The sequence below is a fragment of the Eisenbergiella massiliensis genome (assembly GCF_003435485.1).
The window spans coordinates 68,110-89,808 of the sequence record NZ_QVLV01000004.1 but is presented as its reverse complement, the minus strand read 5'-3'; the positions used below and the strand labels follow the sequence as shown (position 1 = coordinate 89,808).

Below are 21,699 nucleotides of genomic sequence, written 5' to 3'. Positions count from 1 at the left end.
TTAAGCGCACTTATTCTTTTACCGCCCCGACCATGACCCCTTTTACAAAATGTTTCTGTATAAAAGGATAAACACATAAAATAGGGACTGTAGAAACAATAATCGTGGCATATTTGATCGTTTGTCCCACATCCTCCACTTCCATCTGCCCGGCCATCGCTCCCAGCTGGCTTCTCGTCAGAATATCCCTCAGAAACATCTGCAGCGGCATTTTATCCGCATCCCTGATATATATCATGGCATTAAACCAGGAATTCCAGTGTCCCACCGCGTAATACAACATAATTACCATAATGGTCGGCTTTGCAAGGGGCATGATGATTTTAAAAAGGATAACCCAGTCATTCGCGCCGTCAATTCTTGCCGATTCCTCCAATGCCTGCGGTATGCCCTCAAAACCGGTAATCATGATCATCAGGTTAAACGTGCTGACCGCGCCGGGGATAATCAGCGCCAGTCTGCTGTTAATCATTCCCAGGTCCTTAATCAGAAGATAGTTCGGTATCAGTCCTCCGTTAAAATACATGGTAAATATAAATAACAGCGTAAAAAAACGCCGCAGCTTAAGCTGCTTTCTGGATAATACATATGCCGCCATGCAGGTGGCTACTATATTGATCGAGGTGCCTGCCACCACATAAAATATCGTATTCATATAGCCTGTGTAAATTGCCGCGTTGGAAAATACCTTTTTATAGGCATTCAGGGTAAAGCCTGCCGGCCACAGAAGCATATTGGTATTTCCCAGCAATTTAACGGGATCGCTTACGGATGCAAATACTACATAAAGAAATGGATACAGCGTAACCAGCGCCAGCAGGACTAATATGGCGCCATTGCACAATCCATAAGCTTTTTCTCCCATACTTCTCTTTATCATTTTCTGCTCCCATCCGCCCGCCAAACCGGGCCTGTAAATCACTTTACCATAAGCTGTGTTCCGTCACCCGTTTGCAGATCCTGTTTGCCGCAACCAGCAGCAACAGATTGATCATGGAGTTAAAAAGCCCGACTGCCGTTGAAAAACTGTAGCTCTGATCCAGCAATCCCTTTCGGTACACATATGTGGAAATGACGTCCGCGGTTTCATAGATTGATGAATTATATAAAAGAATAATTTTTTCAAACCCCAGGCTCATCATATTGCCAATCCGGAGTATCAGCATTGTAATAATGGTGGGAAGGATTCCCGGTATCGTAACATGCAGCGCCTGCTTCCACCGCCCGGCCCCGTCAATCCTGGCAGCTTCATATAATTCCGCGCTGATTCCCGAGATCGCTGCAATATAAATAATCGATCCCCAGCCAATTCCCTGCCAGATATCGGATATTACATACACCGGCTGAAAAAAATCCGGATTCATCATCATATTCTGTTTTGGAAATCCAAACAAAGTCATAAGCTGTGTTATGAAGCCGTCCGTCGATGTGAACTGCAGTATCATGCCGGCTATTACAACCGTAGAAATAAAATGCGGCAGATAGCTTACCGTCTGGACCGTTTTCTTGAATTTATCCGATCTGACCTCATTCAGCATAAGCGCCAGCAGAATCGGCGCAGGGAAACCAAAAACTAAATTTTTCAGATTAATTCCCAGCGTATTCCGGATTAACCTTCCAAAATAAACGCTGTTGAAAAATTCCTTAAAATGCTTCAGCCCTACCCATGGACTTCCCACGGTCCCCAGCTTTGGAGAAAAATCCCGGAAAGCGATCTGGGCTCCATACATCGGATAATAGCAAAAGACAAGGTAAAAAATTACAATGGGAAGCAGCATCAGATACAATCCTTTATGTTTTCTCAAATCTTCCCATAAGCTTGGTAAAAATCCCGTTTTCTTCACAGTATACCTCCTGTAGACTGCGGGCCGGGCAAAAGCCTTCCGGCTTCTCCCGGCCCATTTTCTGGAAAATCAAGTTGCTTATCTCTTATCTTGCCAGGTATCTTTCATATGCAGCCTGTTGGATTTCAATTGCTCTGTCTATGTTCATTTTCTGAATGTTTTCCACAAAATGAGGATAATTTTCAAGGGATTCCGTCCCCATAATAAACTTCAGCTTAAACTCATCCAGATATGTCTGGATATCCGTCATTAATGAATTATATTCCTGGGCTTCCTCAGCAGTCATGGTCAAAGGAGGCATTTTCTTCACCGGCGCATCAGGGGTAGCCCATACCTCCAGCGACTTTTTCTGTACCTCAAGAGCATAGTTCCCAAGCATCATGTCCTTTTCCACAAGAAACGGCTTATTGTTATTTCCGGCATAAAGAGAAAGCGCTTTCTGAATGCTGAGGCCTTCCGGATTATTAAGTACCAGGTCAGTAAATACAGGTTTTCCGTCTTTCATTTCATAGGTAACGCCTTCTTCTCCGAAATTGGCTCTCATATTTCCTTCTTCACCATAAACATAGTCAATTACCCTGGCCGCCGCATCCATATCCGCACAGGTGGAAGATATCATATAACCAATGCTGTTTACACGGTAATTACTTTGATCAACCGGGAAAACATCCCCCTTATTCAATACAGGATTCGGCGCCGGCTGGAAATCCATTTCCGGATTCTCAGATTTCATTGTTTCAATTTTTCCAAGCTCTCCCCCGGTATTTCCCCAGACAAGTCCTGTTCTTCCGCTGGCTATTTTTGCATAAAAGGCGTCTATCTCCTGCGTAAATCCATCAGGATCCAGAATTCCCATCTCCATCCAGCGGTTAAAAAGGGTCAAAAAGTCAAGATATTCGCTTTCAATGGCTCCAAAATGGACTTTATTATCTTTTCCTATATACATTCCTTCGCAAATCCCATAGGCGTTGACGATACGATCATAGTTCTTATAGGCAAAGGAAAAGCCTGCGTCGCATCCTTTCTTTTCTTTAAATATAAGAAGCGTATCTTCCATCTCCTGGATGGTTTCCGGCATCTGAAGCCCAAGCTCATCCAGCCAGTCCTGGCGGATCATATTCCCGTTAAATACCAGCGGGGAATCGGGTTTACGGATCATCGGCGCCCAGGCATATAAGCCGTCATCGTTCTTACACAGCTTATCAGCCTCCGGATCGGAATCCAGGTAGGCTTTAAAATTAGGCAGTTTTCCTGCATCCATCAGGTCATTCAAAGGGACGATAGAACCGTCTGCAAGCATTTTCTGGACGCCTCCGGGCAGTGTTCCATCATATTCTATTATGATATCCGGCAAATCATCGGTACCAACCAGAATAGACAGTGCGTCCTTTCCGCCTGAGCTGTCAATAAACTGCAGATCCACTCCGGTTGCTTCCTCTATTGCTTTCCAGTAATAGGCGTCTCCCTGATCCTTAAAATAATCACTGATTCCCCAGTCCGACCAAACCGTCAGGACAGGAGCCGTGGCCTCTGTTCCTGCTTCAGCAGCTTCACTGCTGCTGTTTTCCTTATTAGAAGCTTCCGTTGAACTGCTCTGGCCGCAGCCTGTAGTCAAGGACGCTGCTCCTAAAACTGCTGCCAGTGATAAAGCCAATATCTTTTTCCCATATTTTATATAGTTTCTTTTCATTTATCTTACCTTTCTTCTAAGAATTCTGTTAACTCTTTCCTTTTGTTCCTGTTATAATAATTTCTTACCAACCATCAGCGCGCCTGTTGTCGGTTCACACCCTTACTATAGCAGCCTCCTGTTTTTTTTGTAAATCAATTAAAACGAAAATCATCTTATAGAGCGGGATTTTTTTAACAAGCCGAAATATCGGATCATTTTATAAATATTTGATTGGTTTTTATTAAGATATATGGCATGTTATAAATAAGGAAAATATATTCTGACGGGGGAATTATGACGATGCATTATAAACACAGCCTTAAAAACAAAAGTAAATCTAAGCCTTCCGGACTGATGTGGCAGTGGATCCTGTCTTATACAAGCGTGCTTCTCATGCCCATACTTATCTGTTCATTTTACTATTTTCACAGCTATAACCTGGTGGAACAGCGTACGCTTTCCAACCAGCACCTTATCCTTGAAAATTCAAAAGAACAGATTGACTCCGCATTTTACGATGCCATAAATCTGTCCAATCACCTTCAGCTGAATTCTTACATCAATATGCTTGCCCACGGCAAATGTGCCGTGGATTCCACGCCGGCGCTGGACAGGCACTATTTGTCCGGGGATCTGAAAATGCTGCAGGTATCCAACGCACTGATTCAGCAGCTTAACGTATATTTCCCGGCATCCGATTACATTGTAACCGCCGCCTCCGCCCATGAAATGTCAATGCTTCCATATATGGATAATGTGGGCATCAGTTTTCAGGACTGGCAGCAGATTCTGGAGGAACTGGACGGCACACACATTGTCTGCATGACGCCGGAAAATTCTTCCTGCCTGGTACTGGCCAAAACCCTTCAATCCGATATCCATGGCGCCCCGCTTGCCGTTATGGCTGTCCAATTAGACCGGGAGCGTCTCATCCATAAGCTTCAGAATGATCTGTTTCCTGAATTCGGCGGAGTTTTCGCCCTGATAAAAACAGATGGGGTTCTTCTGTCCTCAGATTCCGGCAGCGCTGTATTGGAAGAACTGTCTTTTCCTTCCATTTTTACTTTTTTTGACAGCAGAGACGATGGTTCGCTTTATGATACCTCAACGGCTTCTGTTGGAAAATCTTATCTGATTGATTTTTATCCGACCTTAATCCCTGAAGTCGGCCTGATATCCGTCACTGATAAATCTGTATATAAGGCTGACTTATACAAGCTTCTTGAGGTTCTTCTTTTTACGCTGACCGTATGTGTGATAACAGGGCTGTTCGTCATCTTTTATTTTTCCAGAAGGAATTATAAACCGGTGGAACAGATCGTCCATTATATCAAAGGGTACGGCGGTGATGATGATAATGACACCAACGAATATCATCTGATAATGAAAATCCTGACCCACAATCAAAGCGAGCTGGAAAAACAGCGGGCGCTTCTGCGGAATAACTATGTCCAGAAAATTCTGACAGGTGAAATTGCCTTCCATCAAATCTCAGGTCCCGTTGCCGAAGCCTTTTCACTGCATTTTCCAGCAGACAGAGTCTGTGTCCTCCTGTTGTCGCCTGAAACCTCACAGGAGTCCGGTTTTTCTTCCGAACCCTCACCTGCGGATAATACGGAACAGCTTGTTTATTTTATAATAGAAAATGTTTTAAAAGAATTGCTTTCCGGTCAATTTCCTGACAATTATTTCTGCATCCAACACAGGCAGATTGCCGTGATTACATGCATTCCCGGGGAAGCAGCCCAGCCGGAACAGTCCCTGGAGCATATCGTGCAGGAGCTTTTTTCCTTCCTGACCCGGAATTATCAAATAGAACTGAAGGCAGGCATCAGCAGCATTCACCATAAAGACGGTTTATCCACCGCCTATCTGCAGGCAGACGCGGCCTTAGAGTATATCAAGCTTTTTGGGAATCATCCGTTATGCCATTATGCTTCCATTCCTCAGGAACAGGAAATCGGAGCCATACACCTGAATACCAGCGATTATGTCGTAAACCTGATCCTTTCTGGCAGCCAGCCCCAGCTGTCCGACTATTTCTCTACTTTACGCAGGGATTTGGAAAGCAGCCGGCTTTCTTCTGCCGATGCGCGCAGCTGCTATTATTTCTTCTATCAGGTTACTGCCAGACTGCGGCTGTACTGTCAGACGCATTACAGCTTCATTCCGTCCTGCCTGGATTTCATCGGAGATACTTTTTTCCAGATACCGCTTCCTGAACTGCTGACCCAAGTGCAGGAAGCTTTTCAAAAAGCCTCGGAACAATTGCAGGAGAAAAAAGAAATGCTGGATAATAACAGATGGGGAACCGATATCCGGCGTTTTATACAGAATAATTATTTTGACGCGGATCTTAACCTGAATACGCTTGCCGAACATTTTCATATATCGCCTTCTTATCTGTCAAAGAAGTATAAAGAACAGTACCAAAGCAGTGTAATTGATTATCTTTATGAAGTGCGCATCCGTAATTCCATCCAGCTGATCCAGGATACAAATATGAAGGTGACGGAGGTTGCCCAGATGGTCGGATTCCCGGACAGCAACGCCTTTATCCGAATATTTAAGAAAATTACCGGGATTACGCCCGGAAAATATAAGGCGGAGCTCATCTCCAAAACATAATAGGAAAAGGACGGAAGCAGGCATTTATGCATGTTTTCCGTCCTTTTCCTTTATTTTTCATTCGAATGCAGAACCTGTTTGCAGGTATTTAAGTCTATACTGTAGGCATTCCCGAATAGGTTCTGAAGCTCCTCTGAAGAGTTCATTTCTTCTGTAAGGACGAACTTTCCGCTCCATGTCATATAGTAAATCCAAGGTATTTTTGATTCTGACAGAAGCTTTATATCCGGAAGAACACCAATTTCTGCCAGTGCCGCAGGCTTTTGGGCTGTCGTATTCCGGATCAGCTCCCTGTATTCTGCGGCATAATCCGTTTTGCTGCCGGGTTCACTATATATATCCCTGGACACAATATCCACATAAGCATCTCCAGGATATCCTTCCGGGGATACTGCATTCCAGACCCAGATCAGATTATGAAGCTTTTTTTCCTCAGTAAAATACATGAACATTTTCAGATATAAGTCTTTCGCGGTTTCCACCCCTTTTGCTCCCCACCAGAACCATGTGCCGTCCGCTTCATGAAACGGCCTCCATAATATGGGAATCTTCTTACACAGGAACGGGCGCAGCAATTCTGCCATTATATCCATATCATGATAAAAAGCCTTTTCTTCCACACTGCCTGAAACCAGGATTCTGTCTGCGTCAAAATCCGTATTTTCCGTATAAAAGCTTTTGTCCCTGCCTCCAAGAGGGGAAAACCAGTGCCAGGTAAAGGTTATTATCCCTTTTTCCTCCTCAGCCCACCTCATGGCTTCCTTTAAAGTATCTTGATTTTCTTCGACTTCCTTCCTGCAGGCCTCACCCATATCTTCATAGTTGATATTCGGTGAATATCCAAGCAATTCAAAGCCGCACAAAGCCGGCTTTTTTCCTGTCAGCCTTTGGATATGTCCGATTTCTTCCATCCCCCGTGTCTGTGTATGCTGACCCGTAAGTATTCCTTTTCCGCTGAGTGCACATAAATATTCATACAGTTTAATAGCTTCAGGTATTGCATTCTTATTTGCCAGTTTCATCTGTTTCCTCCCTTTTTCGGTGATAGGTTTGTTCTTATCCAGCTTAACAGGAAGAAGGTAGCGGGGCAATCGTATAGATCTGAAAACATACGAATTAACACAACAGTTCCTTTTTTTATGTTTTTTCTTCATTCAGTTTTTTCCTGCCGGGATGAAAAGTACATGAATTTATTGCTGTCCGAAAAAGTGATGGTAAAATAATCGGAATGATTAATGTGAGATATAATCTCAAAGAAGAAATGTATAAATATCTTGGACATATAGGATACAGTATCCGCATATCTGAAAGAAAAAAGGATATGCTTCTGAGATGTTGCGTTTGGCATTAATAGAGGCCAAAAAATTAGGACTGAATGAAGTCCTTCTGACTTGTGACAGCGATAATATAGGGTCTTCGGCAACAATGAAAAAGAATGGCGCTGTTTTGGAAAATGAAGTACCCTATCAAGGAAAAATCACGCAAAGATATTGGATATATTTATAAATGCTGCTAAAGGTTGTGTCTTTCTCCTGCATAAACCCAAACTGTTCATCAGCCATTTGTACTTCAATCATATTTTTCCCTTTGGACTGGTAGTATCCATTATCTGCCGCTTTTTTTAAGTACAACACAGTGTCAAAGTCAACCGGAATTATGCAAATATTCCGACAAATTTTACAGATTTTGATTTTATATCTGCGCCTGAATATGTCATACTCTTCTACACCTGCTCCACTTTTCGAAGCTCCTCCCAATAATTTCGGATAATCCCCTTACGCCATGCAAGAAATATACTTACTGCAAGAAGGCCTCCTGCAAACAAAATCAGGATTACCGGATTCATTCCCGTTACATCCAGGAACTTCGTCACGTCATCCCCCACCGGGGCTTTGCCCAGCATGTAAAGCACAGGCACCAAAATCCACGCAGCGGCCGGCATGGAAAAAGCAGCCACGAGCAAAAAGGAAAACAGCCGGTAAAAAAGACTGCCTTTCTCCCGTTTATACAATAAAAGATAAATAATGGAAATAACGGCGGGAAACAGCATTCCCGCAATATTAAGCATAGCCGAAGTCACCCTGTTGTAGCTTCCACCCGAAGAATTCATATATGCGCCTGTAATACTGATATGAATCGTGTCCGCCCCGCAAAAATATGCAACAGCGGCATGCCCCACCTCATGGCATAAAATATATAACGGCACAACAATACAGGCACTTACCAATACATATACCAAAATCCTGGCTTTTCTGTTTTTAATCATTTTTCTCCCTGCTTCGCCTGGAATGGCGGATTTATACACTTTCTTTAATACATGTTGGTACGTTTTAATCTCTATAAAAAGCTTTATATTTCAGTCAATATTATCCTGGCTTTTTCTGTGGCTCTGAAACTTTCCAGTCAACGCCGCTTTTCCCAATATCAGCCCTTCCGCCTGTTTTAATACATCTTTCTTTACAGATGCTGCAGGCAAATCCATAAAATCACTCAATGCAAAAACTGTAAAGGTGTAATTATGTATTGCTTTAAACGGCGGTTTCGGGCCTTTATAACAATGTCTTCCATATGCCATTCCCTGAACCGCGCCGGACAGTGCCGCCACCGCTTCTCCTTTTGGAATGGATTCCGGGATATCGCTGCATACAGGAATATTCCAGATAATCCAATGGTTATAATTCGGAAATAAAGGATGGGAAGCATCATCCAAAGTAATCATCAACGCTTTTGTACCGGCAGGTATGCCTTCCAAATGCAAAGCAGGAGAAATATCTTCTCCCCACGCAGTATATTTTTCAGGTATCCATGCCCCTTCTTTAAACGCAGTGCTGGTTATTAACATAAAAACTCCTTTCCACATTTCGCTTGTTTCATTTTTCATTATGCATGCTCTGGCAGTTTGTCGTGCAAGACCATTTCATACACGGTATCCCCATCAATAAATTCTTTTAATATACGTTCTTTTTTCGACATCAATAGGAATAACCGTCTTTTCCCTTTCCAGACAATCGGGCAGACTTGTACATAATCATATCCTAAATATTCTGCACATATCTGCATTTTGGATAATTCGAACAGCCATAAAAGCTATTCCCTGCATTGGCGCCTTTCCTTGCTGTGCGCAATACAAGCGTCCCGCCACAGCGAGGACATTTTAAAGAAGTATTCTGTTCAGTAATACCTTCCGGCTTGTTAACAGTCTCCGTTTTTTTATATTTTTCATTAATTCGATCAACATGAGCTGCCCTGACTGCCTGATCCACGTCAGTCAGCATTTTCAGCTTTACATATATGTCTTCGGTCATACTTTCACTTAATATATCCGCTGTCCTGTCCCATATACTTCTTATTGCTGCATACAATCTGTCCCTTTTAATAACTAGAACATCGGTGCTTTCTACAGCTACTTTTTTTAGTTCGCACCGCTCCGAAAATACAATGACAGAAAACAAGGGGACTGAATTTTGCAGGTATTGTCCCAGCCACTTTATATGGGTACTGTTCTGTTTTATAGGGTTATAAAAACGATTCTTACTTTTATCCGGAAGCATGGCCGTCCAGTAAGCAGACTTTTCACCACCAAAAATCCAGCCCGAGTAATTCTTGCTCTCTATTACAAATATGCCTTTCTGCGTAATAAAAACAACGTCAATTTCAGATGTTTCGCCGTTATTCTTAGGCACATAAATATTACGCAGTACATATCCCTTTCGGCCGAACAGCCTGACCAGATTAAGCTCCCACTCAGTCATTTTTTCCCCATATCGGCCTTTCCATTCCGCATCAAATATATCATCCAGCAATAAGTCAATGAAACCTTTTGCCATAGCCCCTCCCCAAGATAAATCGGTATAATCCCAACAATTATTATTGTTTTTTAGTTTACACCTTTAAGCTACTGTCGTCAATCGCGGATATGCCGACGCCCAGGGTTATTTTATGAATATATGCTGAAATTTTGGGAGTGCGAAAATAATAAGGTATGTAAAATCACATAAAAACGGATTAAAAAGTATAATTTATAAAAGGAACGGTCAAGTAACACCGTTCCTTTTTGCTATCCGCTATTTTCACTTTTTAAATGCCTTATATTCCATGTTAAGTACTAATTCCTGATGCAGCAAACCTGTTATTCATTTATTGTCTGGAAAACCTTCTTGCGTTATGCTTCAGTCAAAACCCTGCAGGTTTTTTTATAGAATGCAATCCCATAATAAGTAAAGGTCCGATACCCCTCAAGCATAAGCTCTGCGCCATACTGCTTTTCCCTAATCTGTTCCAGAGCAACAGCCGCTGTCTCATCCAGCATGGCAAAAGTATCTGCTACTTTAAGTTCTATAATAATTGCTTTCCCAATATAGGGAGCTGACAAAAGCAGGAGATCGCTTCTTCCAAGACCGCTCTCTCTGTTTGACTTTATAGTATAACCATCCATCATTTTCAGAAGCCCGCCTAAGAATCCATGATAATAATCTTCCCTGTAGTCATAGAAACTGATTGTTTCCATCAGATTCTTTGACAGTTCTATCTCCAGCAGCTGTGTGTCTTTTTTCAGAAGTGCATTATAAATACCGGTCAGATCCTTCTGTCTGATTTTTTCATCAAACCAGTCAAGAATGGTGTTGCGGTAAATCAACTTTACTTCCGTGTTGGGAATTGCCAGCGTCAGATACAATGTTTCTCCGTCAAAGCGCTCTCCCTGTTTTTTCAAATAACCTGTAAAGAAAAGAAAGTTCCATAGATTATCCTCAGATTTATATACCTCATCATAGGTAATTTCTTCGTGTACAGGCTTTTCAATAGTTCCTCCTTCTATCAAAGACTCCATTTCCTGCCTGATGCTTCCATCTGCCAGTTCTACTAATTTTTTGACAATATCATTTGAAGAAGTGTTAGCCCAATATGTCTGAGGAAAAGCCTGCGGTGACGACACCGCCGCCTTTACATAATTCAGTACGCTCCATGGATTATAAACTTCTGTACCCCCAAAAAGATATCCGTCATACCACTGCTGCACTTCCTGCTGCTTTTCCTGCAGTCCATAGGCCGCCAGAAGATGCTCAACCTCTGACTGTGTAAACCCAAAATGTTCTGCATAATTATGGTTCATAAGCGATATAATTTCCAGATTATTTAAGCCGGTAAAAATACTTTCTTTACCCCTGCAGCGGAGAATCGAAGATTCTCCCAATGGATCGGCTTTAGCCGAGACTATGCATCCCGTTATGACTGCGAATTCCAGATTAGGATTTGATTTAAGAGCTGATTCAAAAAGTGAGCGGATAAAATCGGTCATTTTTCCGTAAAAACCACGTAAATATGCATTTTCCAGCGGAACATCATACTCGTCCAAAAGAATAATTACATTTTGTTGATAGACTTTCTTCAGACATCTTGATAAAAAGTCCAGTGCCTTAGCCCACACGGAATCCGGCCCTTGTTTATTCATCATTTCCCTATACTGTTTTTTTTCAGCTTCATTCAGTTTATCACTGGCAAGGACCAAACTATGGCGGTCAAACTCTTGGGCAATTTCATCCTGCAGACATTCATACGCCATTTTAAAACTGGGCTGTTTTGACGTTTTCATGGACAAGCTGATAACCGGATACTTCCCCATATACTTCAGGTATTTCTCTCCGGCTTCCATGATTTCCAGTCCTTCAAAAAGATATCTGTTTTCCCTGGCACCGCATTCATCTTCAAAAAAATATTTCAGCATACTGATGCCAAGAGTCTTACCAAATCTCCTTGGACGCGTAAAAAGCCTTACCTCTCCTCTGTTATCCAAAAATTCTTTAATAAACATGGTTTTATCGGCATAGTAGTAATCATTTTCCCTGAGCTTCCTGAAATCATCAATTCCAATCGGAAATGGCCTCATATAATACCTCACTTTCTTTAAACCGATTATACCTTACTCATGCCTTTTTTCAATTTTATAAATCACGTTCTTTTCGTTCTCAGGCACATCGCAGTATCCCCGCTGAAAGGAAGCTGACGATAGGTATTCAACTGCTGCTATTATACTCTAAATGCATGGGGAAACAAAAGCGTTGAAAAAAAGGGTAAAACGTATTTAAAAGAAGCGAAATCATTCTGATAATTGCACTTTCCTTCAGCAGACTGCATAATCTTTTAATTTATCAATAAGGATTTCTCTTTCACGGCTCCCATTTGTCCGGAATCTGACCATAGGTATTCCATACATTTCCAATATCCGATCCTTTAAGCCATCTCTGGACGCCTGTACGGTTCCCTCATTATGGAAATCATAACCATCCACTTCAACGACCAGAACAGGCTGTTTGCTGATTCTGTTAAAAATAAGGAAATCCAGATGAGTGGCCGGATTCATAGCATATTCACATTCTCTGTCATTCAGCAGACTGAGATTTTTAAGCAGCATTCGCAAAGGGGTATGGCATACAACATCCAGGCCTGAACATGCTTTTTCCTTAAAAATATCGGTAATAAGCGCATACATAAGATTTTCGGAATCATATACTGAAATTTTTTTATGCTTTAGGAGATATACGCGTCTGGCTTCCGTATATTGTTTATATAAATAATCAAATATGGAAAAAATATTACTTTCCTGAACTTCAAAATTATTATACCGGATATAAGCAATCAAATCACATATATTACGCTCCGGTGATTGTTCATTCCCTGATACCACCAAAATCAGTTTTCTCTTTGCCCTGGATACCGCAACATTTAAAAGATAAGGATCATCCACGAAATCAGATATTTCATCATCAACAGTAGAGATAATAACTGTATCCTTCTCCCTCCCCTGAAACTTATGTACAGTAGCTATTTCAATACCGGCAATATCTGTCTGCAAAGCCGAAACCTGTTTTTTATAAGGTGTTATGATACCGATTTTATTCGGTTCCGTATTCAGTACGGGAATCACTTCATTTTTAATTACATCAATCTGCCGTTGGCTGTAATGTTCTCTTACATGGTTCCCTTTTTTTGTTTTCACAGCTGCGAGAACATCCTTTTCTCCCTTATCTTCTGTCATAATAATCAATTCGCCGCCGTAAAATTTCTGATTACAGAAATTAATGATTTTAGGATGGCACCTGTAATGCTCCCGAAGCAATACCTGTGTTACATTGGGCAGCACCTCAAGAATGGATTGCAGAAAGCTTTTAGAAAACCTGTATCCCTCCCCGATATGAAAATTTTGAAAGACCGCATCTGCCTGCTGCTTTGCCTCATTTGGCACGACATTGGGCAATTGCTTTGTATCACCTACAATTATTGCATTTTTTGCACATGACAAGGCCAGCGCACCGGTTGCCACATCCACCTGAGACGCTTCGTCCATAATTAAATAATCATATACAACATTTTCATTCAAACTGCTTCTGGAAGAAAACGTTGTGCTTAACACTACCGGATATTCTGAAAGAACTGCCTGGGGATTTTTCCATAAATCTACTTCTGAAAAAATCTGTCGTTCTTTCCCATTTTCATATTTTCTTGCCAGCACATCTTTCAATATTCTCATTGACTGGCTGCACATTTCCTCTGTCAAGTCACGATTGACACTATGCATCTCTTCTGTTAGCTGAGAAATTTCCTTTTTTAGTTCATCCTGCCTGCAGCCTAAAAAAAGTTTTTGCAAAGCATTGATTATTTCAGTTAAATTCTGGTTGTAAAAATTCCAGTCACCAATACCATATAGCAGTATATTCTTTAATCTGAACAGGATCCCCGGTTTCCTGCTATTATCTGCGAAAGTCTGAAAATCCTGCCATAATGCCATCAATTTCTCAGAGTCAATTTGTTTTTTTATACGAAGCTCTAAACTGGCTTCACTTTCCTTCTGATATTCATCAAAATACTTTATTTCCAGTTCCAACTGGGACAATTCCTGCTTTAGGGATGCAAGCTTCTCTTGTTTTTCAAAATACTGCTGCAATTGAAGCGATCTGCTTTTTATCTCATCAAGTGATATTTTATCCTGTTCCTGCATAATCCAGGACGATAAATCAGGATAGCATGATTTTTGATTACTTATAAATGTTTTTTTATTTTCCGCATTTCCAAGGGAAGCAGCTATAAAACTAAGGTTATATTGGGGCGAAGCCAGTTTCTCATAGACATTATCAATTGCGGCATTATTATTAGAAACGATTTGTACAGTTTGGCCCCGCATTAAAATATTTGCAATAATATTTAATATCGTTTGCGTTTTCCCTGTCCCCGGAGGCCCCTGGATTACGCTTATCTGGTTTTCAAGCGCATTTTTCACCGCTTGGTACTGACTTTTATTACAGCCAAACGGAAAAATGGGGATACTCTCCCTTCTTCGGGCTATCTGCCCCCTGTTTGGATTCAAATAAGGGACTAGCGATGTTTTGTTATCAATATAATCTATTTTTTCATAACGTTTTGCCAATATATTCTCACCGGTATTTTCATTTACAAGTTCACTGACTTTCGCTATCTGGGATAAATAGATAAAAACATTTTTGGATTCATTATCTGTCAGGCAGGACTCATTTATTATTAAATCCTCCTGCGAATAATCCCTTTCACTGCCATCCAGGAAACATATATGCCAATATGCTCTGCTGTCTTTACGGAATACATAAATCGCGTGAATATTAAAAAAAACTTTTCCAGCTCTGCTGATACGGTACATATTCGGATTTAATATAATGGGATTTGTTAAATATATAACATTACTAAATGCATAGCTGAATACCTTACAACTGTTATAATAAACAATATCCCACTTTGAATTGTCAGGATTATATTTACAAGATTGTATATCTTTCGTTTTTATTTCGTTTTTAACAATAATCATTTGCTTTGCAGTATTCATGGCAGCTCTTTCTTGTGTACCGTATAATCTGAATTTTGTATGATCATTTTCTTTCTATCTGAATCTAAAGCATATATGTACTTTTCGTAATATTTCCGGCATATAATCCTGACAGTTATTATTGTTTTTTAGTTTACACCTTGAAGCTGCTGCCGTCAATCCCGGACATGGATATATACCTGCGGGTTTCAAAATAGGAAAAGGGCGGCAGGCCTGAGAATCATTCTCCGGTTCATTTCCGGCTCTTCCTAAGCTTTACCGCCCTTTCTTTTTTATCATTTATCTGCCGCAGTCTTTCCCAGCCACCGAAGCACCTCCCCAAACTCCGATGTCGGCTGCCTGCATTCGCTGCCAACACATAAATAAAACTGTGCCCCCGTCTCCGGCACCGGGTAATCCCTGGTGTAAGGCGCCAATTCACAAAGTTCCTTCCCATTCTCTTCCGTTTTTACAAGGACAGCAAGCCCCGGGACTGTCTCCTCCAGATATCCAAGCTGTGCCAGCAGCTTCCGGCGCTCTTCCCCGGCTACGGCGGAGGAAAGCGTACATATCAGTTCTTTTGTTGGATACAGTACATCCATGATTGTCAGTAGTGCGTAACTGTGCCCTGACGGATATCCGGCCATGGATCCGGCCAGAAAATACAGCTGTTTTTCCAGCGCCTGCTGCATTTCATCATCACCTGTAAGCTGTGCCAGCTGCTGCAGGACCCGGGCCGCCACGGAATTGCCTGACGGCATCGCACCGTCATATATTTCCTTTGTCCTCACAATCAGCTGTTCCCCGTCTTTCGCATACAGATAGCAGCCGCCGTTTTCCCGGTCAAAAAACTGTTCCAGCATCAACTCAGCCCAGGCAGCTGCCCGCTTCAGATAATCCGTCTGAAAGGTTACCCGGTAAAGCGCCAGCAGGGCCAGGCTGTAGCAGGCATAATCCTCCAGCTTCCCTTCTCCCGCAGCATCCCCGTCCCGGTAGCGTACCAGCAGACGCCCATCTTTTACAAGCCGCTCCCGGAGAAAAGCCTCAGCCCGCACGGCCATATCCACATACCTTGCCTCGCCAAGCACCGCCCCGGCCTTCGCAAAGGCGCAAATCATGAAACCGTTCCAGGAAACAAGGATTTTGTCATCCTTATGGAGCCGTGTCCGCCGCAGCCGGTATTCATACAGCGTTCTTAAGTCCTGTGCACCATTTCCGCAGCCGCCGTCACTATTCGCTATACCCCATCGCTCCTCATGGATATTCTTACATTTTTTCCCGCAGGCCTCCGTCCGGCCTTTCTCATGCATTACGTCATCAAATACCCCGCAGATTTCTTCAAATCCCTCATTCTCCAGCAGATTGGGGATACTTTTTCCTTCAAAATTGCCACCGGGAAAAATTCCATACCGGGCGCAGAATTTCTCTCCCACCTCATCTCCCAAAACCGCCTTAATTTCCTCCGGCGTAAACACATAATACTTTCCCTCCACGCCATCGCTGTCCGCGTCCTGCCCGCAGAAGAAACCGCCGTTTTCATCCGTCAGCTCCCTTTCCACATATTGTAAAATACTGCGGGTCACACATTCATACAGCTTGCGTCCGGTCTGCCCATACGCTTCCAGATAAGCCATCGCAAGCAGCGCATTGTCATACAGCATTTTCTCAAAATGCGGGACCAGCCAGCGTTCATCCGTGGAATATCTGGAAAAACCGCCGCCGATATGGTCGAAGATCCCGCCCCGGTACATCTGCACAAGCGTTGTCTCCGCCATAGCCAATGCTTCCCTGTTTTCCGTCCTTTTTCCATACTCCATCAGGAATATGAGGTTGTGGGGCGTGGGAAATTTCGGTGCGCCGCCGAACCCTCCGTTTTCCGGGTCAAAGCTGTCCGCAAACTGGCGGAAGGCCTGCTGAACCGTATCCATCCCCGGCGCAGCCCGATTTCCTGTCTGTGCCTGTTCTTTTAAATACGCCGCTATCTGCTCCGCGCTTTCCAGAAGCCTTTCTTTCTGCGTTCTCCACTGCCCGGCTGCCGCGGTCAGCAGTTCTTCCAGTCCAGGACTTCCGTAACGCGCGTGGGGCGGAAAATATGTGCCTGAAAAAAAGGGCTTGCCGTCCGGTGCCATAAGTATGGTCAGAGGCCAGCCTCCCTGGCCGTTCATGGCCTGACAGACCGACATATAGACTGCATCCACGTCCGGGCGTTCCTCCCTGTCCACCTTCACACAGATATACTCTCTGTTTAAAAGCTCCGCAATTTCCTCATTTTCAAACGATTCCTGCTCCATCACATGGCACCAATGACAGGTACTGTATCCAATAGACAGGAAAACAGGCTTGTTTTCCTGCCTTGCTTTTTCAAATGCTTCCTCTCCCCACGGGAACCACTGCACCGGATTATATGCATGCTGCAGCAGATAAGGAGATTTTTCATGGATTAACCTGTTGGGAATATTTTTCGTATTATCCATATGGCCACCCCTTTCTTAAAAAAAGGATATATTTGCAGCCGCCAATATATCCTTCAAGATAATTTGAAATTTATTTTTTCTTTAATATCGTAACCCTGTCTTTACCAAATTATACTGTCAATACCGTGTCCGGTCCTGTAAGCTGCAACCCTCTTTATGTATTATTCCAGGACAACGCTTGTATTTAAGTTCTGAACAGGAGTTTTCCGATGGTGTATTGACCATAATATTTTTATTCCGCTGCAAAGGGGTAACAGCAGTTCAGCCCGGCAGACCCGGAGCCAGCCTGCCAAGTATTTCCATATAAAAATTTATCCAGTCAGATAATCCGTTGCTTTTAAATATTGAAATAATGCCAAAAATTTGCTTCAGTAATTCTTCTTCTGAAATATTTTTGCAATATTTTTCGTCCTCATACAAATCATTTTCAAGCCATTCATAACGCTCATAGGGATTATGATTATTGTCCAAGCCACATTCGTAGACTTCCAAAGGACCGAAAGATTTTTTTGAAATTAAAACAATAATACCATCTTCATCCGGGACGGTATCGGGCATTGTATAACACCATCTATCAATAAAAACATATTTTTCATTCATTCTCTTTCTCCGCAGAATTCAAACTTTTTAATCAATCCGGTCGCTGCAGACTGTCCCTCCCTCATATCACCACCCTCCATTTTCGTGATTTTTCCATGATTATTTTATTCATACGCATTATTAAGGAAGGAAGAATTATCTCATTTCTCTATTGAGATAATTCTTCCTTCCCCTACTTGATGAAGGCCTTCCATGATCTTAAAGACCTGCCCTGGAACCACTTCCTGGTAATGGGCATCCTGAAAGGAAAATTTAATAGCGGCAGGGGTCGGAGCATCAAACCCTTCAATAGGCAGTTCGGTAAAAGTAATGCCCCGGTATTCGTTCAATCCGCTAAATACGGCATCCGGACGATACCCATCAGCGGGCAGTTGTTTGCGTTGTCCGGCGTAAAAAATGACTTCTGCAATCAGATACATGTTTTCTCGCTCCTTTGCGGCCCTCTGACGCTCCTGGTAAGTACTAAAGAAAGCTGCTCTCGTGCTTAATAGGCGGAACTTTGGATTTTAAAACTTTCATTGATATTTACCTTTTTAGCTTCCTGTCCGTCTGTTCTGTGTACTAAAAACTCAAGGGTAGGCTCATATTCACCATCCTGCAAGGTTTCCCCGCCTAAAACCTCGATACTGTACCATCCATTTTCAAGTTCAATGATGGGTTTCCTGCGAAGTAAGTAATCCCTGATTAAATCATCCACCTTGTTGGCAGTAAATTGTTCCAGGATTCGCCATGTAAACAACATAAGTTTTTTGTTGGCAATCTTAAGGGAATAGCCGCCATGCCGGAATTGCAGGCGACTTTCTCTTCCAAGCAATTCCGGTGTTTCATTTTCAAGATCAAAATAAATTGTATAGGGATAGTTTTCTATTCCAGCCATGGGAAGTATGATGCCATTACAAACAGCCGCTTCCGCACTTTCAGTTGTTGTAAATTCCATTGCCAGATTATCCGAAAGGTTGTTTCCCTTTTTCCATTCTTCCAATAACTGAATATCACCGAGAAGAAAGTAATTTACAAGGTCGTTTAATACTTCGGTAAATTTATATTTCATATTTTCTCCGTACCACTATCTGTTATATTTAAATGTCTTCGCCGCCGAATACGCCATTTTCAATAAAACTGCAGCACCTAAAACGTCCATTGAAACTGCCGGTTTCATAAATCTTCGTTCCTGTAGCGCGGGCCGATGGTCATGGATATGTGTATCCCCGCTTTGTTCCATTCTCCCGGCAAATATATGCTGCAGGAAAATTCGTCTTCTGTTTCGCTGTTCGATGCCCTGAAATCATACCTGCCCAATTCCTTTTCATTGTTCCGCAGCCTTTCCAGACTATTTAAGCCATGTTCTTTTGAAAATCTCTTAAATAACTTCCATACTGCACCTGCCGCGGCACGGTTTAATGAGGTGAATGAGCTGAAATATGGCCCGCATGCGCCGCGTTTTTTCTTTCCATTCGGATCTGGTTCACATACAAAAATGCGCTTTTTCCTCACACTCCACTCCGCATTTCTTAAGGTGGGGATACTTCCGTCAGAAAGCTGGAAGATAAATTCATTGATATGCTGCTCCCAAATGCTGCATACGGCTTCAAATGCTTCAGGGGAGAGCGTTTTCGTTACCTTTTTCATAGTTTATAGTTTCCTCATCTGTAGATTCTTTTTAAACGCGTTTTGTTATCCGCCAAAAAGAGAGTCAAAAACCTGCTGAGTTTCGTCGCTCATTTTATGGACGAATCCAGCGATAGATACTGTCGTTAATTCCCCTTTTGAGTCTATCTTCAATGGCTTTTGCTTAGACTTGCCAGGCCCAAACCGGAGTGTTGGTATCATCTCCCTGGGAACAGGCCGGGGGCCAATACTGGAGCCATGCTTTCCACCCGCCGCCGTCTTTGCACAGCAATTAAAAGGTTCCTGATGGCAAAGATGAGGAATTGGCTCCCGTAATGCTTCTATATGAATTCCGTCAGGAAGCTCCTCTTTCCTTGTGACCAGCCCACTGGCAGCCTCGCCATCACAAACAGCATCCCATCCTCTAACGTCACCGGATAAATCACATCTCCAACTTTTACGCCGGCAATGGAAGGCCTTTTCATTATGTCCAGACACAAAACCGGGCTTACCTCATTATTGATATTGAGTAACAGCGGCCTGCCCGTTCCAATAAAGCTTCTTACATTGTTACATGCTTCGCTTTCTCTATCTCATATAATTTCACAAACTCCGCCCGGTCCTTGGCAAAGATCTTTTCCAGCTCATAGGACAATAAAAATGGATCGTAGTCGCAGAAAACGTTTGGTATGTATTGATACAGCTTTTCCGCAATCTTCTCCACATGTTCAATATCCACTCCGGTCAGGGCGTACATTTTATTTTCCGTAAATATCAGCAGCCGTACATAAAAAGGGCCGCCCTTTTGCCCAACCTGTGCGCAAATCCAGTAAATTTTATTACGCGGGATTACCGTTATCTTATTTCGGTCACTGCCGAGCAACAGATAAGACGGCGTCAGCGTGACTTTTTCTCCATGGGGCGCCTTTCCTTCGGCAAATTCATCAATATACTCCTCCACCAGAAGCTTTCCTTCCGCCGCTTCCTGGTTGATCTTCTTTGCCACGGCCTCTTTTGTATCTTCCCCAAAGGGCAGGAATAAATTTTCGCCGTTCATGGCAGTGCGTCTCGTTCTGAATAACCCAACTACTATGGCAAGCAGCATGATTCCAATAAGTATCTTCAGTATTAATAATATTTCCCGGCCAGATGGATCGTTTAAATCAAATGAATTCCTCCCGAGAAAATAAATGAACGCTAAAAGAATGAAAAATACGGCGGTCAGCCTGAAAAGTGTTTTCCTGTAGGTCCGATTCACCTTACTGGATTCCTGTGCCAAATATTCCTGTGCCATGTTATAACTCTCCTTTTTTCTGTGATTATAGTTTCTATAGATTAAACCGGTATCTCTATTTTTCCGGAAGCGCGGCAATTATCTTTTCAAATGCGCCCTCCACTTCCTGGTTCATAATCGGCAGGCCCACGCTTTCAAGAATATCCGATGCATATCTTAACTTAACTGTAAATTTTTCTTTTGCATCCATAAATATGATGGGGGAAATCCATATATTGAAGACGACGGCAAGCAGCTCCGCTATGATTTCCGGCTCCTTTACCCATATGCTCCCATCCTTCATTCCTTCCTTAATTAATCCACAAAAAATCACTGTCAGGTTATTTTTTGTAAAATCCATGTAAGCGGCCGCAAGTTTGGGGTTATTGATCAATGACCTTGATAATGGGAAATACATGTCAACCTGTTCGTCAGCTGATACCGCATAGATTAAAATCTGCCTGATTTTCTCCAAAGCGGAAATTTTCTTATTGTTTTTTATCTCTTCGTAAGGGACAGTTTTATGGAACATGCACGCCATAACTGATTCGACCATTTCCGCCTTGTCCTTAAAATGGTGATAAATTGCTCCCCGCGTCATTCCTATGGCGTCTGCTATATCCTGTAAGGTAGTACGTTCATATCCCTTTTCAATAAACAGCTTCATGGCCATTTCCAATATGCGGTTTTCTGTTATTTCCGGGTACTTATTCCTTCCCATAATTTTTTTCTCCTTTAGATACATGCTGTATGTATTTAATGTAGCATAAGTT

Annotated in this window: 19 protein-coding genes; 2 read left to right on the top strand and 17 right to left on the bottom strand. The window is 42.5% G+C overall.

Features of this window, described 5'->3' with window-relative positions; all coding sequences use genetic code 11:
- Positions 1–10: 10 nt before the first annotated feature.
- From DXC51_RS07440 to DXC51_RS07430, 3 genes are all read right to left on the bottom strand, one after another.
- Positions 11–880: a carbohydrate ABC transporter permease gene (locus tag DXC51_RS07440; RefSeq protein ID WP_035322900.1), complete on the bottom strand. Its 870-nt coding sequence runs from the start codon at positions 878–880 to the stop codon at positions 11–13.
- Positions 881–923: 43 nt separating this feature from the next.
- Complete coding sequence (locus DXC51_RS07435) at positions 924–1,844, bottom strand: ABC transporter permease (RefSeq protein ID WP_021638026.1); 921 nt, start codon at positions 1,842–1,844, stop codon at positions 924–926.
- A gap of 85 nt (positions 1,845–1,929) precedes the next feature.
- Entirely contained in the window at positions 1,930–3,534 is a 1,605-nt protein-coding gene (locus DXC51_RS07430; protein WP_021638025.1) for an extracellular solute-binding protein, read from the bottom strand.
- A gap of 276 nt (positions 3,535–3,810) precedes the next feature.
- On the opposite strand from DXC51_RS07430, the gene DXC51_RS07425 reads away from it, so the two are divergent.
- Complete coding sequence (locus DXC51_RS07425) at positions 3,811–6,144, top strand: helix-turn-helix domain-containing protein (protein WP_117530464.1); 2,334 nt, start codon at positions 3,811–3,813, stop codon at positions 6,142–6,144.
- A gap of 50 nt (positions 6,145–6,194) precedes the next feature.
- Here DXC51_RS07425 and DXC51_RS07420 read toward each other — a convergent pair whose 3' ends face one another.
- Complete coding sequence (locus tag DXC51_RS07420; protein ID WP_117530498.1) at positions 6,195–7,166, bottom strand: glycosyl hydrolase; 972 nt, start codon at positions 7,164–7,166, stop codon at positions 6,195–6,197.
- A gap of 310 nt (positions 7,167–7,476) precedes the next feature.
- Here DXC51_RS07420 and DXC51_RS30725 point away from each other — a divergent pair, with 310 nt between their 5' ends.
- Positions 7,477–7,650, top strand: a complete 174-nt coding sequence (locus DXC51_RS30725) for a GNAT family N-acetyltransferase (RefSeq protein WP_408608850.1) — start codon at positions 7,477–7,479, stop codon at positions 7,648–7,650.
- Between the two features lie 217 nt (positions 7,651–7,867).
- Here DXC51_RS30725 and DXC51_RS07405 read toward each other — a convergent pair whose 3' ends face one another.
- The 13 genes from DXC51_RS07405 to DXC51_RS07350 form a co-directional block, all read right to left on the bottom strand.
- Positions 7,868–8,410 carry a M50 family metallopeptidase gene (locus DXC51_RS07405; protein WP_117530467.1) on the bottom strand — a complete coding sequence of 181 codons (543 nt, stop codon included), beginning with the start codon at positions 8,408–8,410 and terminating at the stop codon, positions 7,868–7,870.
- A 90-nt stretch (positions 8,411–8,500) separates the two neighbouring features.
- Positions 8,501–8,986 (bottom strand): YbhB/YbcL family Raf kinase inhibitor-like protein, encoded by a 486-nt coding sequence (locus DXC51_RS07400; protein WP_207660854.1) that lies wholly within the window; start codon positions 8,984–8,986, stop codon positions 8,501–8,503.
- Positions 8,987–9,179: 193 nt separating this feature from the next.
- Positions 9,180–9,971 (bottom strand): NERD domain-containing protein, encoded by a 792-nt coding sequence (locus DXC51_RS07395; protein WP_117530468.1) that lies wholly within the window; start codon positions 9,969–9,971, stop codon positions 9,180–9,182.
- Between the two features lie 335 nt (positions 9,972–10,306).
- Complete coding sequence (locus tag DXC51_RS07390; RefSeq protein ID WP_117530469.1) at positions 10,307–12,028, bottom strand: AAA family ATPase; 1,722 nt, start codon at positions 12,026–12,028, stop codon at positions 10,307–10,309.
- Between the two features lie 234 nt (positions 12,029–12,262).
- Positions 12,263–14,992 (bottom strand): AAA domain-containing protein, encoded by a 2,730-nt coding sequence (locus DXC51_RS07385; RefSeq protein ID WP_117530470.1) that lies wholly within the window; start codon positions 14,990–14,992, stop codon positions 12,263–12,265.
- Between the two features lie 275 nt (positions 14,993–15,267).
- On the bottom strand, positions 15,268–17,445 hold the full coding sequence (locus tag DXC51_RS07380; protein ID WP_117530471.1) for a thioredoxin domain-containing protein: 2,178 nt from the start codon (positions 17,443–17,445) through the stop codon (positions 15,268–15,270).
- Between the two features lie 261 nt (positions 17,446–17,706).
- Positions 17,707–18,045: a hypothetical protein gene (locus DXC51_RS07375; protein ID WP_117530472.1), complete on the bottom strand. Its 339-nt coding sequence runs from the start codon at positions 18,043–18,045 to the stop codon at positions 17,707–17,709.
- A gap of 140 nt (positions 18,046–18,185) precedes the next feature.
- Complete coding sequence (locus DXC51_RS07370) at positions 18,186–18,464, bottom strand: hypothetical protein (protein ID WP_025489205.1); 279 nt, start codon at positions 18,462–18,464, stop codon at positions 18,186–18,188.
- 65 nt (positions 18,465–18,529) lie between these two features.
- Positions 18,530–19,096 carry a hypothetical protein gene (locus DXC51_RS07365; RefSeq protein WP_025489204.1) on the bottom strand — a complete coding sequence of 189 codons (567 nt, stop codon included), beginning with the start codon at positions 19,094–19,096 and terminating at the stop codon, positions 18,530–18,532.
- Between the two features lie 104 nt (positions 19,097–19,200).
- Positions 19,201–19,674: a hypothetical protein gene (locus DXC51_RS07360; protein ID WP_117544197.1), complete on the bottom strand. Its 474-nt coding sequence runs from the start codon at positions 19,672–19,674 to the stop codon at positions 19,201–19,203.
- A gap of 320 nt (positions 19,675–19,994) precedes the next feature.
- Positions 19,995–20,153: a hypothetical protein gene (locus DXC51_RS29465; protein WP_181970050.1), complete on the bottom strand. Its 159-nt coding sequence runs from the start codon at positions 20,151–20,153 to the stop codon at positions 19,995–19,997.
- 62 nt (positions 20,154–20,215) lie between these two features.
- Positions 20,216–20,947, bottom strand: coding sequence for a hypothetical protein (locus tag DXC51_RS07355; protein WP_117544196.1), 732 nt, complete (start codon positions 20,945–20,947; stop codon positions 20,216–20,218).
- Positions 20,948–21,002: 55 nt separating this feature from the next.
- Positions 21,003–21,647, bottom strand: a complete 645-nt coding sequence (locus tag DXC51_RS07350; RefSeq protein ID WP_181970049.1) for a TetR/AcrR family transcriptional regulator — start codon at positions 21,645–21,647, stop codon at positions 21,003–21,005.
- Positions 21,648–21,699 lie beyond the last annotated feature (52 nt).

Excerpts from the sequence above, each read along its gene's own strand:
- DXC51_RS07440 (WP_035322900.1), bottom strand. The coding sequence starts at position 880 with ATGATAAAGAGAAGTATGGGAGAAAAAGCTTATGGATTGTGCAATGGC.
- DXC51_RS07430 (WP_021638025.1), bottom strand. The coding sequence starts at position 3,534 with ATGAAAAGAAACTATATAAAATATGGGAAAAAGATATTGGCTTTATCA.
- DXC51_RS07425 (WP_117530464.1), top strand. The coding sequence starts at position 3,811 with ATGACGATGCATTATAAACACAGCCTTAAAAACAAAAGTAAATCTAAG.
- DXC51_RS07420 (WP_117530498.1), bottom strand. The coding sequence starts at position 7,166 with ATGAAACTGGCAAATAAGAATGCAATACCTGAAGCTATTAAACTGTAT.
- DXC51_RS30725 (WP_408608850.1), top strand. The coding sequence starts at position 7,477 with ATGTTGCGTTTGGCATTAATAGAGGCCAAAAAATTAGGACTGAATGAA.
- DXC51_RS07405 (WP_117530467.1), bottom strand. The coding sequence starts at position 8,410 with ATGATTAAAAACAGAAAAGCCAGGATTTTGGTATATGTATTGGTAAGT.
- DXC51_RS07400 (WP_207660854.1), bottom strand. The coding sequence starts at position 8,986 with ATGTTAATAACCAGCACTGCGTTTAAAGAAGGGGCATGGATACCTGAA.
- DXC51_RS07395 (WP_117530468.1), bottom strand. The coding sequence starts at position 9,971 with ATGGCAAAAGGTTTCATTGACTTATTGCTGGATGATATATTTGATGCG.
- DXC51_RS07390 (WP_117530469.1), bottom strand. The coding sequence starts at position 12,028 with ATGAGGCCATTTCCGATTGGAATTGATGATTTCAGGAAGCTCAGGGAA.
- DXC51_RS07385 (WP_117530470.1), bottom strand. The coding sequence starts at position 14,992 with ATGAATACTGCAAAGCAAATGATTATTGTTAAAAACGAAATAAAAACG.
- DXC51_RS07380 (WP_117530471.1), bottom strand. The coding sequence starts at position 17,445 with ATGGATAATACGAAAAATATTCCCAACAGGTTAATCCATGAAAAATCT.
- DXC51_RS07375 (WP_117530472.1), bottom strand. The coding sequence starts at position 18,045 with ATGAATGAAAAATATGTTTTTATTGATAGATGGTGTTATACAATGCCC.
- DXC51_RS07370 (WP_025489205.1), bottom strand. The coding sequence starts at position 18,464 with ATGTATCTGATTGCAGAAGTCATTTTTTACGCCGGACAACGCAAACAA.
- DXC51_RS07365 (WP_025489204.1), bottom strand. The coding sequence starts at position 19,096 with ATGAAATATAAATTTACCGAAGTATTAAACGACCTTGTAAATTACTTT.
- DXC51_RS07360 (WP_117544197.1), bottom strand. The coding sequence starts at position 19,674 with ATGAAAAAGGTAACGAAAACGCTCTCCCCTGAAGCATTTGAAGCCGTA.
- DXC51_RS07355 (WP_117544196.1), bottom strand. The coding sequence starts at position 20,947 with ATGGCACAGGAATATTTGGCACAGGAATCCAGTAAGGTGAATCGGACC.
- DXC51_RS07350 (WP_181970049.1), bottom strand. The coding sequence starts at position 21,647 with ATGGGAAGGAATAAGTACCCGGAAATAACAGAAAACCGCATATTGGAA.